Source organism: Citrobacter freundii complex sp. 2024EL-00216, from assembly GCF_043945515.1.
GTDB classification, from domain to species: Bacteria; Pseudomonadota; Gammaproteobacteria; order Enterobacterales; family Enterobacteriaceae; genus Citrobacter; species Citrobacter portucalensis.
This window is the reverse complement of sequence record NZ_JBIMRA010000001.1, coordinates 334,523-349,148: the sequence shown is the minus strand read 5'-3', so window position 1 is coordinate 349,148 and position 14,626 is coordinate 334,523. Positions and strand designations below refer to the sequence as shown.

Genomic DNA, 14,626 nt, shown 5'->3' with positions numbered 1-14,626 from the left:
CTCCGCATCACTCAGTGTAATGACAGGTATTCTGCGACCGGGCCAAGCGCCAGGGCAGGAACAAAGGTGAGGGCGCCAACCAGTAACACCGTACCGATTAACAACCCGACAAACAGTGCACCGTGAGTAGGCAGCGTGCCTGGACTTGCTGGCTGGATCTTTTTACTGACCAGCGATCCGGCAATTGCCATCACGGGAATGATCACGCCGAAACGGCCGAAGAACATGCACAGGGCCAGCAGACAGTTCCAGAACGGGCTGTTGGCGCTTAATCCGGCGAAGGCACTGCCGTTGTTGTTCGCGGCAGACGATACGGCGTACAACACCTCACTAAAGCCATGTGGACCAGGATTGAGCATGGCGCTGCGTCCGGCGTCGCTCATCATCGCTATCGCCGTACCGAGCAGGACCAGCGCAGGGGTGACCAGAATCGCCAGTGCGGTCATTTTCATTTCACGCACGTCTATTTTCTTACCCAGATATTCCGGCGTGCGACCAATCATCAGGCCCGCGATAAACACCGCCAACAACACGAACAGCAGCATGCCGTACAGGCCCGAACCGACACCACCGAAGACCACTTCGCCAATCTGCATTAGCCACATCGGCACCATCCCGCCCAGCGCGGTGAAGGAGTCATGCATCGCATCGACAGCGCCGCAAGATGCCGCTGTCGTCACGACGGAAAAAAGACTCGTAGCCAGCACGCCAAAGCGGCTTTCTTTGCCTTCCATGTTGATATTACTGTCTGCACCGAATGCCATCAGGTGCGGGTTGCCTTGAACTTCGGCCCACATCACCACGGCTACGCAGACTACAAATATCAGCGACATGGCCCACAGCAGGGTCCGCCCCTGGCGACGATCGCCAACCACATCACCAAAGGCAAAACACAGCGCGGTAGGAATTAAGAAAATGGCCAGCATCTGTACCAGATTGGTCAACGCGGTAGGGTTTTCAAACGGATGTGATGAGTTAGCGTTAAAGAACCCGCCCCCGTTAGTGCCAAGCATCTTAATCGCTTCCTGTGAGGCGACGGGCCCCATCGGCAGCAGCTGTTTCACCCCTTCAAGGGTAGTAATGGGCTGATAGGGCAACACGTTTTGCAGCACACCTTGCTGAATGAAGAACAACGCAATGAGCAATGCAATTGGGAGCAGGATCCACAATGTAATGCGAACCAGATCGACCCAGGCATTGCCCAGCGTGTTCATGCTCTGGCGAGTAAAGGCACGGGCCAGGGCAAAAATCACCGCAATCCCGGTTGCCGCTGACAGGAAGTTCTGCACGGTCAGCCCGACCATTTGGCTGAAGTAGCTTAAGGTGGTTTCGCCAGCATAGGATTGCCAGTTGGTATTAGTGACAAAACTCACCGCTGTGTTGAGCGCCAAATCCCACGAAAGCCCAGGTAGCTGTTGCGGATTTAGCGGCAGCAGGTTTTGCGCCATCAGCATTGAAAACAGGACCAGCAAACCCAGCACATTGAGCACGAGGATCGCCAACAGATACTGCCGCCAGTTCATCTCCTGCTGCGAGATGCCCAGACCGCGCCAGAGCAGATGTTCCACGCCAGCCAGGCCCGGCAGGGACGTATTATTGATCAGCCGAGCCAAGCCAAAACCCAGCGGTCTGGCGATGATAAACAGTACCAGCAAGAAACTGGCAATGAGTAAAAATCCTTGGGCCGCCATCAGAACGCCTCCGCATTAATCAGGGCATACACCAGATAACCTAATAATAAAAAGACCAGCACAATGCCGGTTATCACGCCTGCACTCACGGTGCACCTCCAGTGGCATAAATGTGATAACCAGAGCGTAGATTTTTGCTTGCAAAGATTTCGCAAAAATCAGTGGGAGGGGTGTAAAAAAAGTATAAAAATGGCAAAGACCATTACTTAACTAATGATTAGTATTAATTTAACTTTTATGTAACTTAATTACGGTTTTTAGCTAAACGGAGCATCAATAGATAAAAATAAGTGGTCGGATGAGTAGCAAAATTACACACAAGGCGGTATTATTTTCATCAGTTAACCAACTTTATTTTTCCGGTGCGATTCACCGAACAGATATATGGGAGAGGATTATGGACTTTTATAAAGAATATCCAGCACACATTGTTTTCTTGCGCCGTACCTTTGCCGTTGTGGCGGGCGTGCTGGCGCTGCCGGTCATGTTGTTCTGGAAAGACCGCGCCCGTTTTTACAGCTATCTGCACCGCGTCTGGTCCAAAACCAGTGATAAACCGGTGTGGATGGAGCAGGCTGAAAAAGCCACCTGCGACTTCTATTAAGTTGTCGTTATTGTTCAAGAAAACCGCCAACAGCAATGTGGCGGTTTTTTTATACGCCGACGTCTACACTTATCTGAGTAACGGATAAGGAGTGGCGATGAGCACGAGAATTCCTGTTGGTATCCGCACCTGTCTGACCACAGAAGCGAGTGAGGCACCTCAGTTCGACGAAAATACATTAATACGTGTTTACGCTTTGCATGAATTGCACCGCCTGCGTCAGCGAAAATTAACGCGGGGCGCATTAATTGACTATCATACCCGTTACAAACTAGTACTACTGGCGCATTCCCAGCCAGAGTATCGGGAGCTTGGCCCCTTCGTTGCCGCAATCCATGAATGGCAAGATCTCGATGCTTTTTTTACCGAGTATCGCCTACGATTGACCCATCTGTTATTAAATCCTGCTACCCGGCGTAACCATACCAATGTATTGATGCACGTACAGGGCTATTTCCGTAATCAGCTCGATCTGCGTCAACGTCAGGAATTGACTTCGATAATCGATAACTATCGACGCGAGGCGCAGCCGCTACTTGCACCCTTAATGCTTCTCAAACACTATATGGTTGAGCACCCGAACACATGGTTGTCCGGGCAACGTTATTTTGAACTCTGGCCTGCGATTTGGCGTTTACAGGGCAATGATTAATTTTTATCAGGGAGTGTTATGACCACGCATCTGGTCTGGTTTCGGCGTGATTTACGCCTGCATGACAATCTCGCGCTGGCGGCGGCTTGTCGGGATCGTTCTGCACATGTACTCGCGCTCTATATCTCCACGCCTGAACAGTGGAAGGCGCATGATATGGCCCCACGTCAGGCGGCATTGGTTAACGCGCAGTTGAACGCGTTGCAAACGGCGCTGGCAGAAAAGGGCATCCCGCTTCTGTTTCATGAAGTCGGTGATTTTGCGACCAGTGTGGAAACCGTCAAAAACGTCTGCGTACAGCATGGCGTCAGTCGAATATTTTATAACTATCAATATGAAATAAACGAACGCCAGCGTGATGCTGCCGTTGAAAAGTCAATACCTCAGGTGGTGTGCGAAGGGTTTGACGACAGCGTGATCCTGCCTCCGGGGGCGGTCATGACCGGTAATCACGAGATGTATAAAGTCTTTACGCCGTTTAAAAATGCCTGGCTGAAGCGGATAAAAGACGGGATCCCAGAATGTGTCAGTGCGCCGAAGGTGAGAGAAAGCGGTGCTCTTGACTCTCCATTAACATCCATCACGCTGAGCTACCCGCAGCAGGATTTTGATTCGCAGCAATTTCCGGCAGAAGAAAAATTGGCCATCGCGCAGTTACGCCATTTTTGCCAGCAGGCCGCCGGAGAATATGAACAACTGCGTGACTTTCCGGCGATTGATGGAACCAGTCGATTATCCGCGAGCCTGGCGACAGGAGGGCTATCGCCGCGCCAGTGCCTGAATCGACTGCTCGTGGAGCAGCCGCAGGCGCTTGAGGATGGGGCAGGCAGCGTTTGGTTGAATGAGCTTATCTGGCGCGAATTTTATCGTCATCTGATGACTTACCATCCGGCGCTGTGTCGGTATCAACCTTTTATTCGCTGGACCGATCGCGTGCAATGGCAGAATAATCCGACGCATTTGCAGGCCTGGAAAACAGGGAATACGGGCTACCCCATTGTGGACGCGGCCATGCGTCAGCTCAACGCCACGGGCTGGATGCATAATCGTTTACGAATGATTACCGCCAGTTTTTTAGTGAAAGACCTGCTGATCGACTGGCGTAAAGGCGAACAATATTTCATGTCGCAACTGATCGATGGCGACCTGGCGGCCAATAACGGCGGCTGGCAGTGGGCAGCCTCAACCGGAACCGACGCCGCACCGTATTTCCGTATCTTTAACCCCACGACGCAGGGCGAAAAATTCGACCGTGACGGTGAGTTTATCCGCCAGTGGGTGCCGGAACTGCGCGACGTGCCGGGTAAAGCCATTCATGAACCGTGGTCGTGGGCTGAAAAAGCGCAGGTAACACTGAGTTATCCTCGCCCGATTGTGGATCATAAACAGGCGAGGCTGGCGACGCTGGCGGCATATGAGGCGGCGCGTAAGGGATAAGCGCGCAGCGGATTTCTGCGTAATACCTTCCAGCAGAATGAATATGTTGCAGTGGGGGGCATTTAGCGCTGAAGCGTGTACGCAAGGCTGCTAATGCCTTGATGAAGATGTTTTCCGCCAGCAGTAAAGTGCCGTCATCTTCATTCAGGTGACGGAATTTGATGACAACACCAACGACATCTACACCGCACGATGCGGTATTTAAAACGTTTTTACATCATCCAGAAACAGCTCGGGACTTCCTCGAAATTCATCTACCCGCAGATCTGCAAACGCTTTGCGATTTAAATACGCTGAAGCTGGAGTCAGAAAGCTTTATTGAAGCGGATTTACGTACCCGCTACTCCGACGTGCTCTGGTCTGTGCATACGCACGATGGTGAAGGTTATGTATACGTGGTTATAGAACACCAGAGTTCAGCCGATCCGCATATGGCTTTTCGTCTGCTGCGTTACGCAATAGCGGCGATGCAGCGTCATTTGGATGCCGGGCACAAAGAACTGCCGATTGTGATACCCATGCTGTTTTATCATGGCTGTCGAAGTCCGTATCCGTACTCACTGTGCTGGCTTGATGCGTTTACCGATCCTGTAACGGCACGGCAACTTTATGCCAGCGCATTTCCATTGGTGGATATCACAGTGGTGCCCGATGACGAAATCATGGCTCACAGGCGAATGGCACTGCTGGAACTAATGCAAAAACATATCCGTCAGCGGGATTTGATGGGGCTGGTAGATCAACTGGCCACGCTGTTACTTACAGGGTGCGCTAATGACACGCAACTACAGGCGATGTTTAATTACATCCTGCAATCCGGCGATGAATCTCGCTTTAATGAATTTATACAAGAGATGGCGCAACGGATCCCCCAACATAAGGAGAAGCTGATGACGATTGCCGAGCGGTTACGCTTAGATGGATTACAGGAAGGGTTGCAGCGAGGCAAACGAGAAGCCGCATTACGTATAGCGCAAACTATGTTGGAGCAGGGAATAGATCGCAACATGGTGCTTCTGGTTACAGGTCTTTCTGAAGAGGAGTTGACTGCCAGCCATGCGTAATTCCTGAAAAAAGCCCGAATCAGATTACATCATCGGGCCCCTACACTCAGGATTCTACCGCCAGTGAACGGTTTCTGAACTTAAGCGACTGGTACAGCCAAATCAGCAGCACCAGCACCACACAGGCCAGCGCGCCCCAGGTAATTTCACTAAAGACATCAATGTATGCATTGATGGAGTAGTTGATAGCGCCCGCAGCATCAAACGAACCTTGCGAGGTCTGATCGGCGATAACACCAGCCAGGTAGTTGGCGATGGCACCGGAAAGCAGCATATAAATGCCGGTTAATACGCCGGTAACACCAGGGATCTCAATACGCGTAATTTGTGACATTGCCACCGGATCGATAAACAGTTCGGCAAAGCCCATGACCGCTAACCCAAGTACCATCAGCGGCATGGAAGAGTGGCCGTAAGCAGCGGACCAGCGAGCGCTCAAGGTTAGAATACAGAATCCAGCGCTCATTAAGCCGAGGCCAAGGGCAAATTTACCCCAGATACGTACGGTACGATTGCCACTTACGCTTTCTTTGACTACCCACGCCAGTACGATACCGCACAGCATAACGGCAAAAGCGTTAACCGACTGGAACATCGCGGTAGGGACGGAATACCCCAGAATATCGCGGTTAACGAAGCGGTCGATATACAGGCTGATCGAACTGCCGCCCTGTTGAGCAAAGGCCCAAAACAACAGGCTAAAGAAGGTCAGTGTGACGATAAGCCCCAGCTCTTTGCGCTGTTTCTGCGTCTGTGCCTGGCGATAAATCTTCGCCAGAACTGCCAGACCAATAACAGTGGCAACAATCAGTGCGTAAACGGACCACTCTTTCCAGAACAGCACGGTAATCAGCAGCGGTGTGGTAACTAGCAGAACTAACAGCCAGGCCCAGTTTGGCAGAATAAAGGTTTTAGCACACAGAACGGCCTTGTTGACGCCGGTGGTGTGGGCGAAATGGCGATTTCCACATAAGAAAATCACCAGCCCTGCCAGCATGCCGATGGCAGCCAGCGCAAAGCCCATCGCCCAACTGTACTCTTCCTGCACGTATCCGCAGGCAATTGGTGCGATGATCGAACCGATGTTACCGGCGGCGTAGAGCAGAGAGAATCCACCGTCGCGACGCGGGTCTTCAGGTTGATATAACTCGCCCAGCAGGCAACTGATATTTGATTTAAACAGACCGTAACCGCAGACAATTATCGCCAGCGACAAATAGAGGAACGCCGGAGCCATTTCACTGGCACCTAATACCAGATGTCCCACCGCCATTAAAAATGCGCCGATCATCACCGCCATTCGATTGCCGAGCACTTTATCGGCCAGGTATCCCCCGAGAATAGGGGTGACATAGACCAGCGAGCAGTAGGCGCTGAACAGTTCATATGCGTGATTATCGTCGTACTTAAGCTGGTTAGTGAGATACAGGATCAGCAGCGCACGCATGCCGTAAAAACTGAAGTATTCCCAGATTTGTAGCGCGACGACGTAGTAAATCGCCCGTGGTTGAGATGCTTGTTTATTCATTATTTTCTCGAAGTAAATGCCTCGCGACTGGCTGAACGTGCTGCGCGAGTGTGTTTCCTTAAAGTTGTAACTTTGATACAGATCTGATTATTTTTGCAATATGCTGTCTGATTGCATAAATATACATGAATTAGATCGCGTAGTGGTAAGCAAATCACGTTCAAAGCGGGTGTGATTGTTTCTTTATGTGTCAGTGAAATGGCTATCGACGAACGCAGGTGGGGACGCTATTTTAACCTAAGCTGTGTTGCTGATTGGGCAGGCAGAAATGATGACTACGAGGACGATGATGAAAAACACCGAACTGGAACAACTGATCAACGACAAACTAAACAGCGCCGCCATTAGCGATTATGCGCCGAATGGTTTGCAGGTTGAGGGCAAAGAGACGGTGCATAAAATCGTGACCGGTGTGACTGCAAGCCAGGCATTGCTGGACGAGGCGGTACGCCAGCAAGCGGATGCGGTTATTGTTCACCACGGCTATTTCTGGAAAGGCGAATCTCCGGTTATTCGCGGCATGAAGCGCAATCGTCTGAAAACGCTGTTAGAAAATGATATCAACTTGTATGGCTGGCACTTGCCGCTGGATGCTCACCCGGAATTGGGGAATAACGCGCAGTTGGCCGCGCTGTTGGGAATCACCGTGATGGGGGAAATTGAACCGCTGGTGCCATGGGGAGAACTCTCCATGCCGGTACCGGGGCTGGAGCTGGCATCGTGGATTGAAGCGCGTTTAGGCCGTAAACCGTTATGGTGCGGTGATACCGGGCCGGAGAAAGTTCAGCGCGTTGCCTGGTGTACCGGGGGCGGTCAAAGTTTTATTGATAGCGCAGCCCGATTTGGTGTCGACGCCTTTATTACCGGTGAAGTCTCTGAGCAAACCATTCACTCAGCCCGCGAGCAGGGGCTGCATTTTTATGCTGCCGGTCACCATGCGACCGAACGCGGCGGCATTCGAGCATTAAGCGAATGGCTGAATGAAAATACCGATCTGGACGTAACCTTTATCGATATTCCTAATCCAGCGTAATAAAGAGGGATGAAAGTGCAGCGAGCGCGTTGTTATCTGTTAGGTGAAACGGCGGTGGTTCTTGAACTGGAGCCCCCCATCACGCTGGCGACTCAGAAACGCATCTGGCGTCTGGCTCAGCGTTTAGTTGACGCCCCGAATGTGCTTGAAGCTATTCCGGGAATGAACAATATCACGGTTACCCTGCGCGACCCGCAAACACTGGCGCTGGATGCGATTGAACGCCTGCAGCGCTGGTGGGAAGAGAGCGAAGCACTGGAGCCGGATTCACGCTTTATTGAAATACCTGTGACCTATGGTGGTGAGTTTGGCCCCGATCTGGCAGAGGTCGCCCGACACAGCGGATTAAGCGACAAGCAGGTCGTCGAACTTCATGCGTCAGTTGGCTATGTGGTGTGGTTTATCGGTTTTCAGCCGGGATTTCCCTATCTCGGGAGCTTACCTGAACAGCTGCATACCCCCAGACGTGCGGAACCGCGTTTGCTTGTTCCGGCAGGTTCTGTCGGTATCGGTGGATCTCAAACGGGGATCTACCCGCTTGCAACACCCGGTGGATGGCAATTGATTGGGCGTACCTCCGTTTCGTTATTTGATCCAAAACGGGAGGAGCCGATTCTGTTACGGGCTGGCGATACTGTGCGTTTTGTCCCGCAGAAGGAGGGGATATGTTAAACATCATCCGCGCTGGCATGTACACCTCAGTACAGGACGGGGGACGCCATAGTTTTCGTCAATCCGGAATTAGTCACTGTGGCGCGCTGGATAAACCGGCGCTGAACGTGGCTAACCTGCTGGTGGGTAATGATGCGAATGCCGCAGCGCTGGAAATCACGCTGGGGCAACTGGTGGTGGAGTTTGAAGCCGATGGCTGGTTTGCCCTGACCGGTGCTGGATGCGAAGCGCATCTGGATCGAACTCCCGTATGGAGCGGATGGCGGTTACCGGTAAAAGCCGGGCAGCGTCTGACGCTAAAACGTCCTCTTCATGGCATGCGCAGTTATCTGGCGGTAGCGGGCGGTATCGATGTTCCCGAAGTGATGGGCTCGCGTAGTACCGATCTGAAAGTGGGCATTGGTGGGTTTGAAGGGCGTCTGCTGCGTGATGGCGATCGACTGGCGATTGGCATATCTACCCGGCAATTCAGCGGGCCACAAGGTGTAAAACAACTGATGTGGGGTAATCTCATTCGTGCACTGCCCGGCCCTGAATATCAGGAGTTTGATGAGGTATCGCAGGCCTCTTTCTGGCGCTCGCCGTGGCAGCTTAGCCCGCAAAGTAACCGTATGGGGTATCGTCTTCAGGGGCAGCCGCTGACGCGCACGACCGATCGCGAGCTGCTGTCGCATGGTTTGCTCCCCGGCGTGGTGCAGGTTCCGCATAATGGCCAGCCAATCGTGCTGATGAACGATGCTCAGACGACGGGTGGCTATCCGCGCATCGCCTGTATTATCGAGGCAGATATGTATCATCTGGCGCAGATCCCGCTCGGTCAGCCGATTCATTTTGTGCAGTGTTCGCTGGAGGAAGCGCTGAAGGCGCGGTACGACCAGCAGCGTTATCTGGAACAGTTAGCATGGCGACTTAACAATGAAAATTGATCTCAATGCAGACCTCGGTGAGGGATGTGCGAACGATGCAGCGTTGCTGCAATTGGTGTCATCGGCCAACATCGCCTGTGGGTTTCACGCCGGCGATGCGCAAACTATGCTCTCAAGCGTGCGTGATGCGTTAAAAAATGGTGTGGCGGTAGGCGCGCACCCCAGCTTTCCGGATCGGGAAAATTTTGGTCGTAGCGCCATGACCCTGCCTGCACAAACGGTGTATGCACAGACGCTGTATCAAATTGGCGCGCTGGCTGCCATCACGCGGGCAGAAGGTGGCGTGATGCGCCATGTCAAACCGCATGGCATGCTCTATAACCAGGCGGCGAAAGATCCTCAATTGGCCGATGCGATTGCGAAAGCGGTTCATGCCTGCGATCCGTCGCTGGTTCTGGTCGGGCTGGCGGGAAGCGAACTGATTCGCGCTGGAGAACACTATGGCTTGATAACGCGTCAGGAGGTTTTTGCCGATCGGGGTTATCAGGCCGATGGCAGTCTGGTACCTCGCAGCCAGCCGGGCGCACTGATTGAGGATGAAGAGCAGGCGCTGGCGCAAACGTTAGAAATGGTGCAATCCGGCAGAGTAAAAAGCCAAAGTGGAACATGGGCAAGCGTAACCGCCCAGACGGTATGCATTCATGGGGATGGCGAGCACGCACTCGCTTTTGCCCGTCGCTTGCGTAGCGCCTTTAATGCATGCAATATTGAAATTGGTGCATAAGATTTACCATACAAAACAACAATATATTACACAACAACATATACGGGAATGAATTATGGGAGAGGTAATTTCTCTCTGGCCATTGACGGGGATCGCCGTCATCGTGGTCGGATTTCTTTTACGTTTTAATCCGGTATTGGTAGTTATTATTGCCGGGATCGTCACGGGACTGGCGGCGCATATGCCGATCGCCACCATCCTCGAGAAGCTGGGTGAAGGTTTTCTTAACACCCGCAACCTGCCGTTTATCCTGCTGATCCCACTGGCGGTTATTGGCCTGCTGGAACGTCACGGACTCAAAGAGCGCGCTCAGGCGTGGATTGCGAAAATCCGCAGTGCCACCAGTGGCCGTCTGCTTATTGTCTATCTGTTCATTCGTGAAGCGACCGCTGCGTTAGGGTTGACGAGCCTGGGGGGGCATCCGCAGATGGTGCGCCCGCTGCTGGCGCCAATGGCGGAAGGGGCCGCCGAGAAAAATCACGGCGAGATACCCGGCGCGGTTCGCTATCGCCTGCGCGCAATGTCAGCGGCGACCGATAACGTCGGGCTGTTTTTCGGTGAAGATATCTTTGTTGCCTTCGGCGCGATCATATTCATGCACAACTTTATGCTGGAGTCTGGTGGGATCCAGACCGAACCGCTGCATATCGCCTTGTGGGGGATCCCGACGGCAATTTGTGCTTTCCTGATCCACGGCACGCGTTTGTGGCGTCTGGATAGCTATTTGCAACGTGAAGTGGCGAAAGCGAATGCCGCAGCGAAAGGGGAAGCGAAATGAATTTTCAACAAAGCTATCTCTACTGGCTGGCAGGTGCGGTATTACTGATTGTGGCGCTGATGTCCTGGCAGGACAAAGCAAACCCGCGCCGTTTCACCACAGGCCTGTTTTGGGGCATATATGGCGTACTGTTTCTGCTTGGTGACTGGACATACTCGCTGTTTGGCGATAAACGCGCAGTGCATATTGCCGTCGGCGTTGCGGTGGTTGTGCTGGCCCTGATCGCGGGTTTTGGCGGTGTGAAGCTGGGAAGCTACCATCAACGCACGCAGCAACAACGCGAAGAAAGCGCCAGCCGCCTGGGCAACCGCCTGTTTTTCCCGGCATTAGCGATCCCGGTGGTAACGGTCATTGGCGTACTGATGTTCAACCATATTCCGGGCTTACAGGATGCGCTGTTCGGGCCGGGTAATCACGCCACGCTGGTAACGCTCTTTTCAATGACAGCGGGCTCGTTGATTGGTCTGGCGATGGCGATAAAAATGACCCATGAGCGGGTGCATCAACCGATTCAGGAGGCACGCCGTCTGCTGGACTCCATTGGTTGGGCGTTCATTTTGCCGCAGATTCTGGCTACGCTTGGGTTGCTGTTTACAGCGGCGGGTGTCGGTAGCGGCATTTCATACCTGACGCAGGAATATCTGGCGGTGGATAGTCGCTTTATCGCGGTGGCGGTGTACACCATCGGCATGGCATTGCTGACCATGGTTATGGGTAATGCGTTTGCTGCTTTCCCGATCGTGACCGCTGGGATTGGTATTCCAATCCTCGTACTGCAACACGGCGGCAACCCAGCGGTAATGGCGGCGATTGGTATGTTCTCCGGCTATTGCGGGACGCTGATGACGCCGATGGCGGCGAACTTTAATATTGTTCCCGCAGCGTTGCTGGAGCTACCGGACAAAAATGCGGTGATTAAAGCGCAGGTGCCAACCGGCATACTGCTGCTGCTGGTCAACGTGTTCCTGATGTATTTCCTGATGTTCCTGTAAGGAGGAAGGATGAAAACAGTACTCATCACGGGATTTGAACCCTTTGGCGGCGAGTCAGTTAACCCTTCCTGGGAAGTGGTCTCGAGCCTCGACAATGCTATTATCGGCGGATGCCGCGTAATAGCCCGCCAACTACCGTGTGTCTTTGGCGAGTCTCTCGCCGTACTCAACGCCGCGATTGACGCGTTGTCGCCATCACTGGTGTTGGCGGTGGGGCAGGCGGGTGGTCGCACGGATATTACCGTGGAACGCGTGGCAATTAACGTTGACGATGCGCGTATTGCGGATAACCAGGGGCAACAGCCGGTCGATGTGCCGATTGTGGTCGATGGCCCGGCGGCATGGTTTAGTTCGTTGCCGATTAAAGCGATGGTTGTCGCCATGCGCAACGCGGGAATTCCGGCCTCGGTTTCCCAGACTGCGGGTACTTTCGTGTGTAACCACGTGATGTATGGCCTGCTGCATAAACTACGCGACGTACCGGCGGTGAAGGGCGGCTTTATTCATATCCCTTATTTGCCGCAACAGGCTGCACAGCATCCCGGGGCGCCAAGTATGGCGACAGAAACGGTGCGCCGTGCGCTGGAGATTGCGATTGCCACCGCCTTGCAGGTGGAAAGCGATATCGCAGTGACGGGCGGCGCAACACATTAACAAAGGACAGTATTATGCCTGAAGGCCCGGAGATCCGCCGCGCGGCGGATAACCTGGAGGCGGCAGTCAAAGGCAAACCCCTGACGGATGTCTGGTTTGCCTTTGAGCAGTTAAAACCGTATCAATCTCAACTGATTGGGCAACGTGTTACCCAGCTTGAAACGCGGGGGAAAGCATTACTGACCCATTTTTCTAATGGCCTGACGCTGTACAGTCACAATCAGCTCTATGGCGTGTGGCGAGTGGTGGATACAGGCAAAATTCCGCAAACTTCGCGGGTACTGCGCGTCAGGCTGCAGACACACGACAAAACTATCCTGCTCTATAGCGCGTCTGATATCGAAATGCTGACGCCAGAACAGCTCTCCACCCATCCGTTCCTGCAACGGGTAGGGCCGGATGTACTGGATTTACGTTTAACGCCCGATGAGGTTAAAGCGCGTCTGTTATCTCCGCGTTTTCGCAATCGCCAGTTTTCTGGTCTGCTACTGGACCAGGCGTTTCTGGCGGGATTAGGTAACTACCTGCGGGTAGAGATCCTTTGGCAGGTTGGGTTGACCGGGCAGCATAAAGCGTCGCAGCTTAGTGATGAGCAACTGGATCAACTGGCACATGCGCTGCTTGATATTCCGCGGCTGTCTTATACTACCCGCGGCCTGGTCGATGAGAATAAACATCACGGTGCGTTGTTTCGCTTTAAGGTCTTTCATCGGGACGGCGAAACCTGTGAGCGTTGTGGTGGAATAATCGAGAAAACGATGCTCTCTTCGCGCCCCTTTTACTGGTGCCCGGGTTGTCAGCACTAAGCGGGTTGTTTTGGTGCGTGCACCGAAATAAACCGCGCGACTGCGGGGCCAGTTAACAAAATGCTGAACAGTCGCAGGGTTTGCATCGCCATGATGAGCGCCATATCAGCGTGGCTTCCTGCGGCGATCACCGCAACAGAATCCACTCCTCCAGGACTGGTTGCCAGATAGGCAGTGAGAAAATCGATCTGCATGTAATGCGCCAGTCCCCAGGCCATGGCTGCGCAGATCGCCATCAGTGAAAAAATGGACAACAGGATCTGTGGCAGTGGTCGTAACGCCATCAAAAAGATCTGCTTGTCAAAGCCAAGACCGATTTGCCAGCCAATTGACATGTAGGCTATAGCCAGTAGCCATTCCGGCAGTTCAATCACCATCACTCCGCTTGCATTCAGCATGGCACCCACCAGCATTGGCAATAGCATAACGCCAGAGGGAATACGCAGTAGGCGCCCAGCCGTGCCGGCAACGGCGGCCAGCATCAGAGTGCTGAAAAGATTGCCGCTTAGCGGCGGAAACCAGATGATTTGTTCACTGATCGTTTGGGCCTGGTCGCCCATCACCAGCCGGGTGACCAGCGCTGCCGCGCCGACCACCAACAGTACGCGCAGATACTGCATAAACGCCACCAGCCGGATGTCGGCGCCATAATCCTGGGCCATTGCGACCATTGCCGCTGCACCGCCTGGTGACGAGCCCCACGCACCGGTATTCCCCGGTAGATTACTATAGCGAACCAGCAGCCAGCCGATTATCGCGCTGCTGATAAGGGTAGCCAGCAGGATAACAATCACCATCGGCCAGTGGGCTGCAAGGGTTGTGAAGATTGAACCGGTCAGATTTTGGGCAATCATGCAGCCGAGAATCGCCTGTGCGCCAAGAAATGTGCAACGAGGAGGATGCAGCGAGATGCCGCGCATACTGAAGATGATGCCGACGATCATCGAACCGAGCAGCAAGGGGCCTGGAAGATGGATAAACAGAAAGAGCAGGGAAAGAAGGAGCGATAGCACAAACAACAGGCTCCACTGCAAAACAGGCATCCCATGCTCCTGAGTAAAATGT

General features: G+C 53.3%; 16 protein-coding genes. 12 read left to right on the top strand and 4 right to left on the bottom strand.

Translation table 11 applies throughout. From position 1 onward, the window contains the following. Window positions 1–11 precede the first annotated feature (11 nt). Together kdpA and kdpF are read right to left on the bottom strand one after the other, a co-directional pair. Window positions 12–1,691: a potassium-transporting ATPase subunit KdpA gene (kdpA, locus tag ACHHZ7_RS01780; protein ID WP_060682569.1), complete on the bottom strand. Its 1,680-nt coding sequence runs from the start codon at window positions 1,689–1,691 to the stop codon at window positions 12–14. Next, window positions 1,691–1,780, bottom strand: coding sequence for a K(+)-transporting ATPase subunit F (gene kdpF / locus ACHHZ7_RS01775; protein WP_001670793.1), 90 nt, complete (start codon window positions 1,778–1,780; stop codon window positions 1,691–1,693). The genes kdpA and kdpF overlap by 1 nt, the downstream gene beginning before the upstream one ends. Before the next feature lie 308 nt (window positions 1,781–2,088). Here kdpF and ACHHZ7_RS01770 point away from each other — a divergent pair, with 308 nt between their 5' ends. The 4 genes from ACHHZ7_RS01770 to ACHHZ7_RS01755 all read left to right on the top strand — a co-directional run bounded on the left by ACHHZ7_RS01770 (window position 2,089) and on the right by ACHHZ7_RS01755 (window position 5,448). Further along, window positions 2,089–2,295, top strand: coding sequence for a YbfA family protein (locus tag ACHHZ7_RS01770; RefSeq protein WP_003022870.1), 207 nt, complete (start codon window positions 2,089–2,091; stop codon window positions 2,293–2,295). A gap of 97 nt (window positions 2,296–2,392) precedes the next feature. After that, window positions 2,393–2,947, top strand: a complete 555-nt coding sequence (locus ACHHZ7_RS01765) for a DUF1722 domain-containing protein (protein ID WP_123969713.1) — start codon at window positions 2,393–2,395, stop codon at window positions 2,945–2,947. An 18-nt stretch (window positions 2,948–2,965) separates the two neighbouring features. Continuing rightward, window positions 2,966–4,384 carry a deoxyribodipyrimidine photo-lyase gene (gene phrB / locus ACHHZ7_RS01760; protein ID WP_057067721.1) on the top strand — a complete coding sequence of 473 codons (1,419 nt, stop codon included), beginning with the start codon at window positions 2,966–2,968 and terminating at the stop codon, window positions 4,382–4,384. A 161-nt stretch (window positions 4,385–4,545) separates the two neighbouring features. After that, window positions 4,546–5,448 (top strand): Rpn family recombination-promoting nuclease/putative transposase, encoded by a 903-nt coding sequence (locus ACHHZ7_RS01755; RefSeq protein ID WP_020996544.1) that lies wholly within the window; start codon window positions 4,546–4,548, stop codon window positions 5,446–5,448. 46 nt (window positions 5,449–5,494) lie between these two features. Here ACHHZ7_RS01755 and dtpD read toward each other — a convergent pair whose 3' ends face one another. Beyond that, complete coding sequence (gene dtpD / locus ACHHZ7_RS01750; protein ID WP_008784127.1) at window positions 5,495–6,976, bottom strand: dipeptide permease DtpD; 1,482 nt, start codon at window positions 6,974–6,976, stop codon at window positions 5,495–5,497. Between the two features lie 289 nt (window positions 6,977–7,265). On the opposite strand from dtpD, the gene ybgI reads away from it, so the two are divergent. Genes ybgI through nei form a run of 8 tightly spaced genes read left to right on the top strand, consistent with a single transcriptional unit; the run spans window position 7,266 to window position 13,561 of the window. Further along, complete coding sequence (gene ybgI / locus ACHHZ7_RS01745) at window positions 7,266–8,009, top strand: radiation resistance protein YbgI (protein WP_003831390.1); 744 nt, start codon at window positions 7,266–7,268, stop codon at window positions 8,007–8,009. Window positions 8,010–8,024: 15 nt separating this feature from the next. Next, window positions 8,025–8,681, top strand: a complete 657-nt coding sequence (gene pxpB, locus ACHHZ7_RS01740; RefSeq protein WP_060683744.1) for a 5-oxoprolinase subunit PxpB — start codon at window positions 8,025–8,027, stop codon at window positions 8,679–8,681. Beyond that, the gene (gene pxpC / locus ACHHZ7_RS01735; protein WP_057067723.1) at window positions 8,675–9,607 is read left to right on the top strand and encodes a 5-oxoprolinase subunit PxpC; all 933 of its coding nucleotides are present in this window, start codon (window positions 8,675–8,677) and stop codon (window positions 9,605–9,607) included. The genes pxpB and pxpC overlap by 7 nt, the downstream gene beginning before the upstream one ends. Next, window positions 9,597–10,331, top strand: a complete 735-nt coding sequence (gene pxpA / locus ACHHZ7_RS01730) for a 5-oxoprolinase subunit PxpA (RefSeq protein ID WP_057067724.1) — start codon at window positions 9,597–9,599, stop codon at window positions 10,329–10,331. Before pxpC ends, pxpA begins: the two co-directional genes overlap by 11 nt. 55 nt (window positions 10,332–10,386) lie before the next feature. Beyond that, on the top strand, window positions 10,387–11,109 hold the full coding sequence (locus ACHHZ7_RS01725) for a DUF969 domain-containing protein (protein WP_003831395.1): 723 nt from the start codon (window positions 10,387–10,389) through the stop codon (window positions 11,107–11,109). Then, the gene (locus ACHHZ7_RS01720; RefSeq protein ID WP_032942722.1) at window positions 11,106–12,101 is read left to right on the top strand and encodes a DUF979 domain-containing protein; all 996 of its coding nucleotides are present in this window, start codon (window positions 11,106–11,108) and stop codon (window positions 12,099–12,101) included. The genes ACHHZ7_RS01725 and ACHHZ7_RS01720 overlap by 4 nt, the downstream gene beginning before the upstream one ends. A 9-nt stretch (window positions 12,102–12,110) precedes the next feature. Continuing rightward, the gene (gene pcp, locus ACHHZ7_RS01715; RefSeq protein ID WP_008784132.1) at window positions 12,111–12,755 is read left to right on the top strand and encodes a pyroglutamyl-peptidase I; all 645 of its coding nucleotides are present in this window, start codon (window positions 12,111–12,113) and stop codon (window positions 12,753–12,755) included. 14 nt (window positions 12,756–12,769) lie between these two features. After that, a complete protein-coding gene (gene nei, locus ACHHZ7_RS01710) occupies window positions 12,770–13,561 on the top strand; it encodes an endonuclease VIII (protein WP_060682568.1) in 792 nt (263 codons plus the stop codon). Here nei and ACHHZ7_RS01705 read toward each other — a convergent pair. Then, entirely contained in the window at window positions 13,558–14,604 is a 1,047-nt protein-coding gene (locus ACHHZ7_RS01705; protein ID WP_057067727.1) for an AbrB family transcriptional regulator, read from the bottom strand. The two genes, nei and ACHHZ7_RS01705, sit on opposite strands and share 4 nt — an antisense overlap. Window positions 14,605–14,626 lie beyond the last annotated feature (22 nt).

What these genes read in the sequence shown, in the direction of transcription:
- kdpA (WP_060682569.1), bottom strand. Translation starts at nt 1,691, where the DNA reads ATGGCGGCCCAAGGATTTTTACTCATTGCCAGTTTCTTGCTGGTACTG.
- ACHHZ7_RS01770 (WP_003022870.1), top strand. Translation starts at nt 2,089, where the DNA reads ATGGACTTTTATAAAGAATATCCAGCACACATTGTTTTCTTGCGCCGT.
- ACHHZ7_RS01765 (WP_123969713.1), top strand. Translation starts at nt 2,393, where the DNA reads ATGAGCACGAGAATTCCTGTTGGTATCCGCACCTGTCTGACCACAGAA.
- phrB (WP_057067721.1), top strand. Translation starts at nt 2,966, where the DNA reads ATGACCACGCATCTGGTCTGGTTTCGGCGTGATTTACGCCTGCATGAC.
- ACHHZ7_RS01755 (WP_020996544.1), top strand. Translation starts at nt 4,546, where the DNA reads ATGACAACACCAACGACATCTACACCGCACGATGCGGTATTTAAAACG.
- dtpD (WP_008784127.1), bottom strand. Translation starts at nt 6,976, where the DNA reads ATGAATAAACAAGCATCTCAACCACGGGCGATTTACTACGTCGTCGCG.
- ybgI (WP_003831390.1), top strand. Translation starts at nt 7,266, where the DNA reads ATGAAAAACACCGAACTGGAACAACTGATCAACGACAAACTAAACAGC.
- pxpC (WP_057067723.1), top strand. Translation starts at nt 8,675, where the DNA reads ATGTTAAACATCATCCGCGCTGGCATGTACACCTCAGTACAGGACGGG.
- pxpA (WP_057067724.1), top strand. Translation starts at nt 9,597, where the DNA reads ATGAAAATTGATCTCAATGCAGACCTCGGTGAGGGATGTGCGAACGAT.
- ACHHZ7_RS01725 (WP_003831395.1), top strand. Translation starts at nt 10,387, where the DNA reads ATGGGAGAGGTAATTTCTCTCTGGCCATTGACGGGGATCGCCGTCATC.
- ACHHZ7_RS01720 (WP_032942722.1), top strand. Translation starts at nt 11,106, where the DNA reads ATGAATTTTCAACAAAGCTATCTCTACTGGCTGGCAGGTGCGGTATTA.
- pcp (WP_008784132.1), top strand. Translation starts at nt 12,111, where the DNA reads ATGAAAACAGTACTCATCACGGGATTTGAACCCTTTGGCGGCGAGTCA.
- nei (WP_060682568.1), top strand. Translation starts at nt 12,770, where the DNA reads ATGCCTGAAGGCCCGGAGATCCGCCGCGCGGCGGATAACCTGGAGGCG.
- ACHHZ7_RS01705 (WP_057067727.1), bottom strand. Translation starts at nt 14,604, where the DNA reads ATGCCTGTTTTGCAGTGGAGCCTGTTGTTTGTGCTATCGCTCCTTCTT.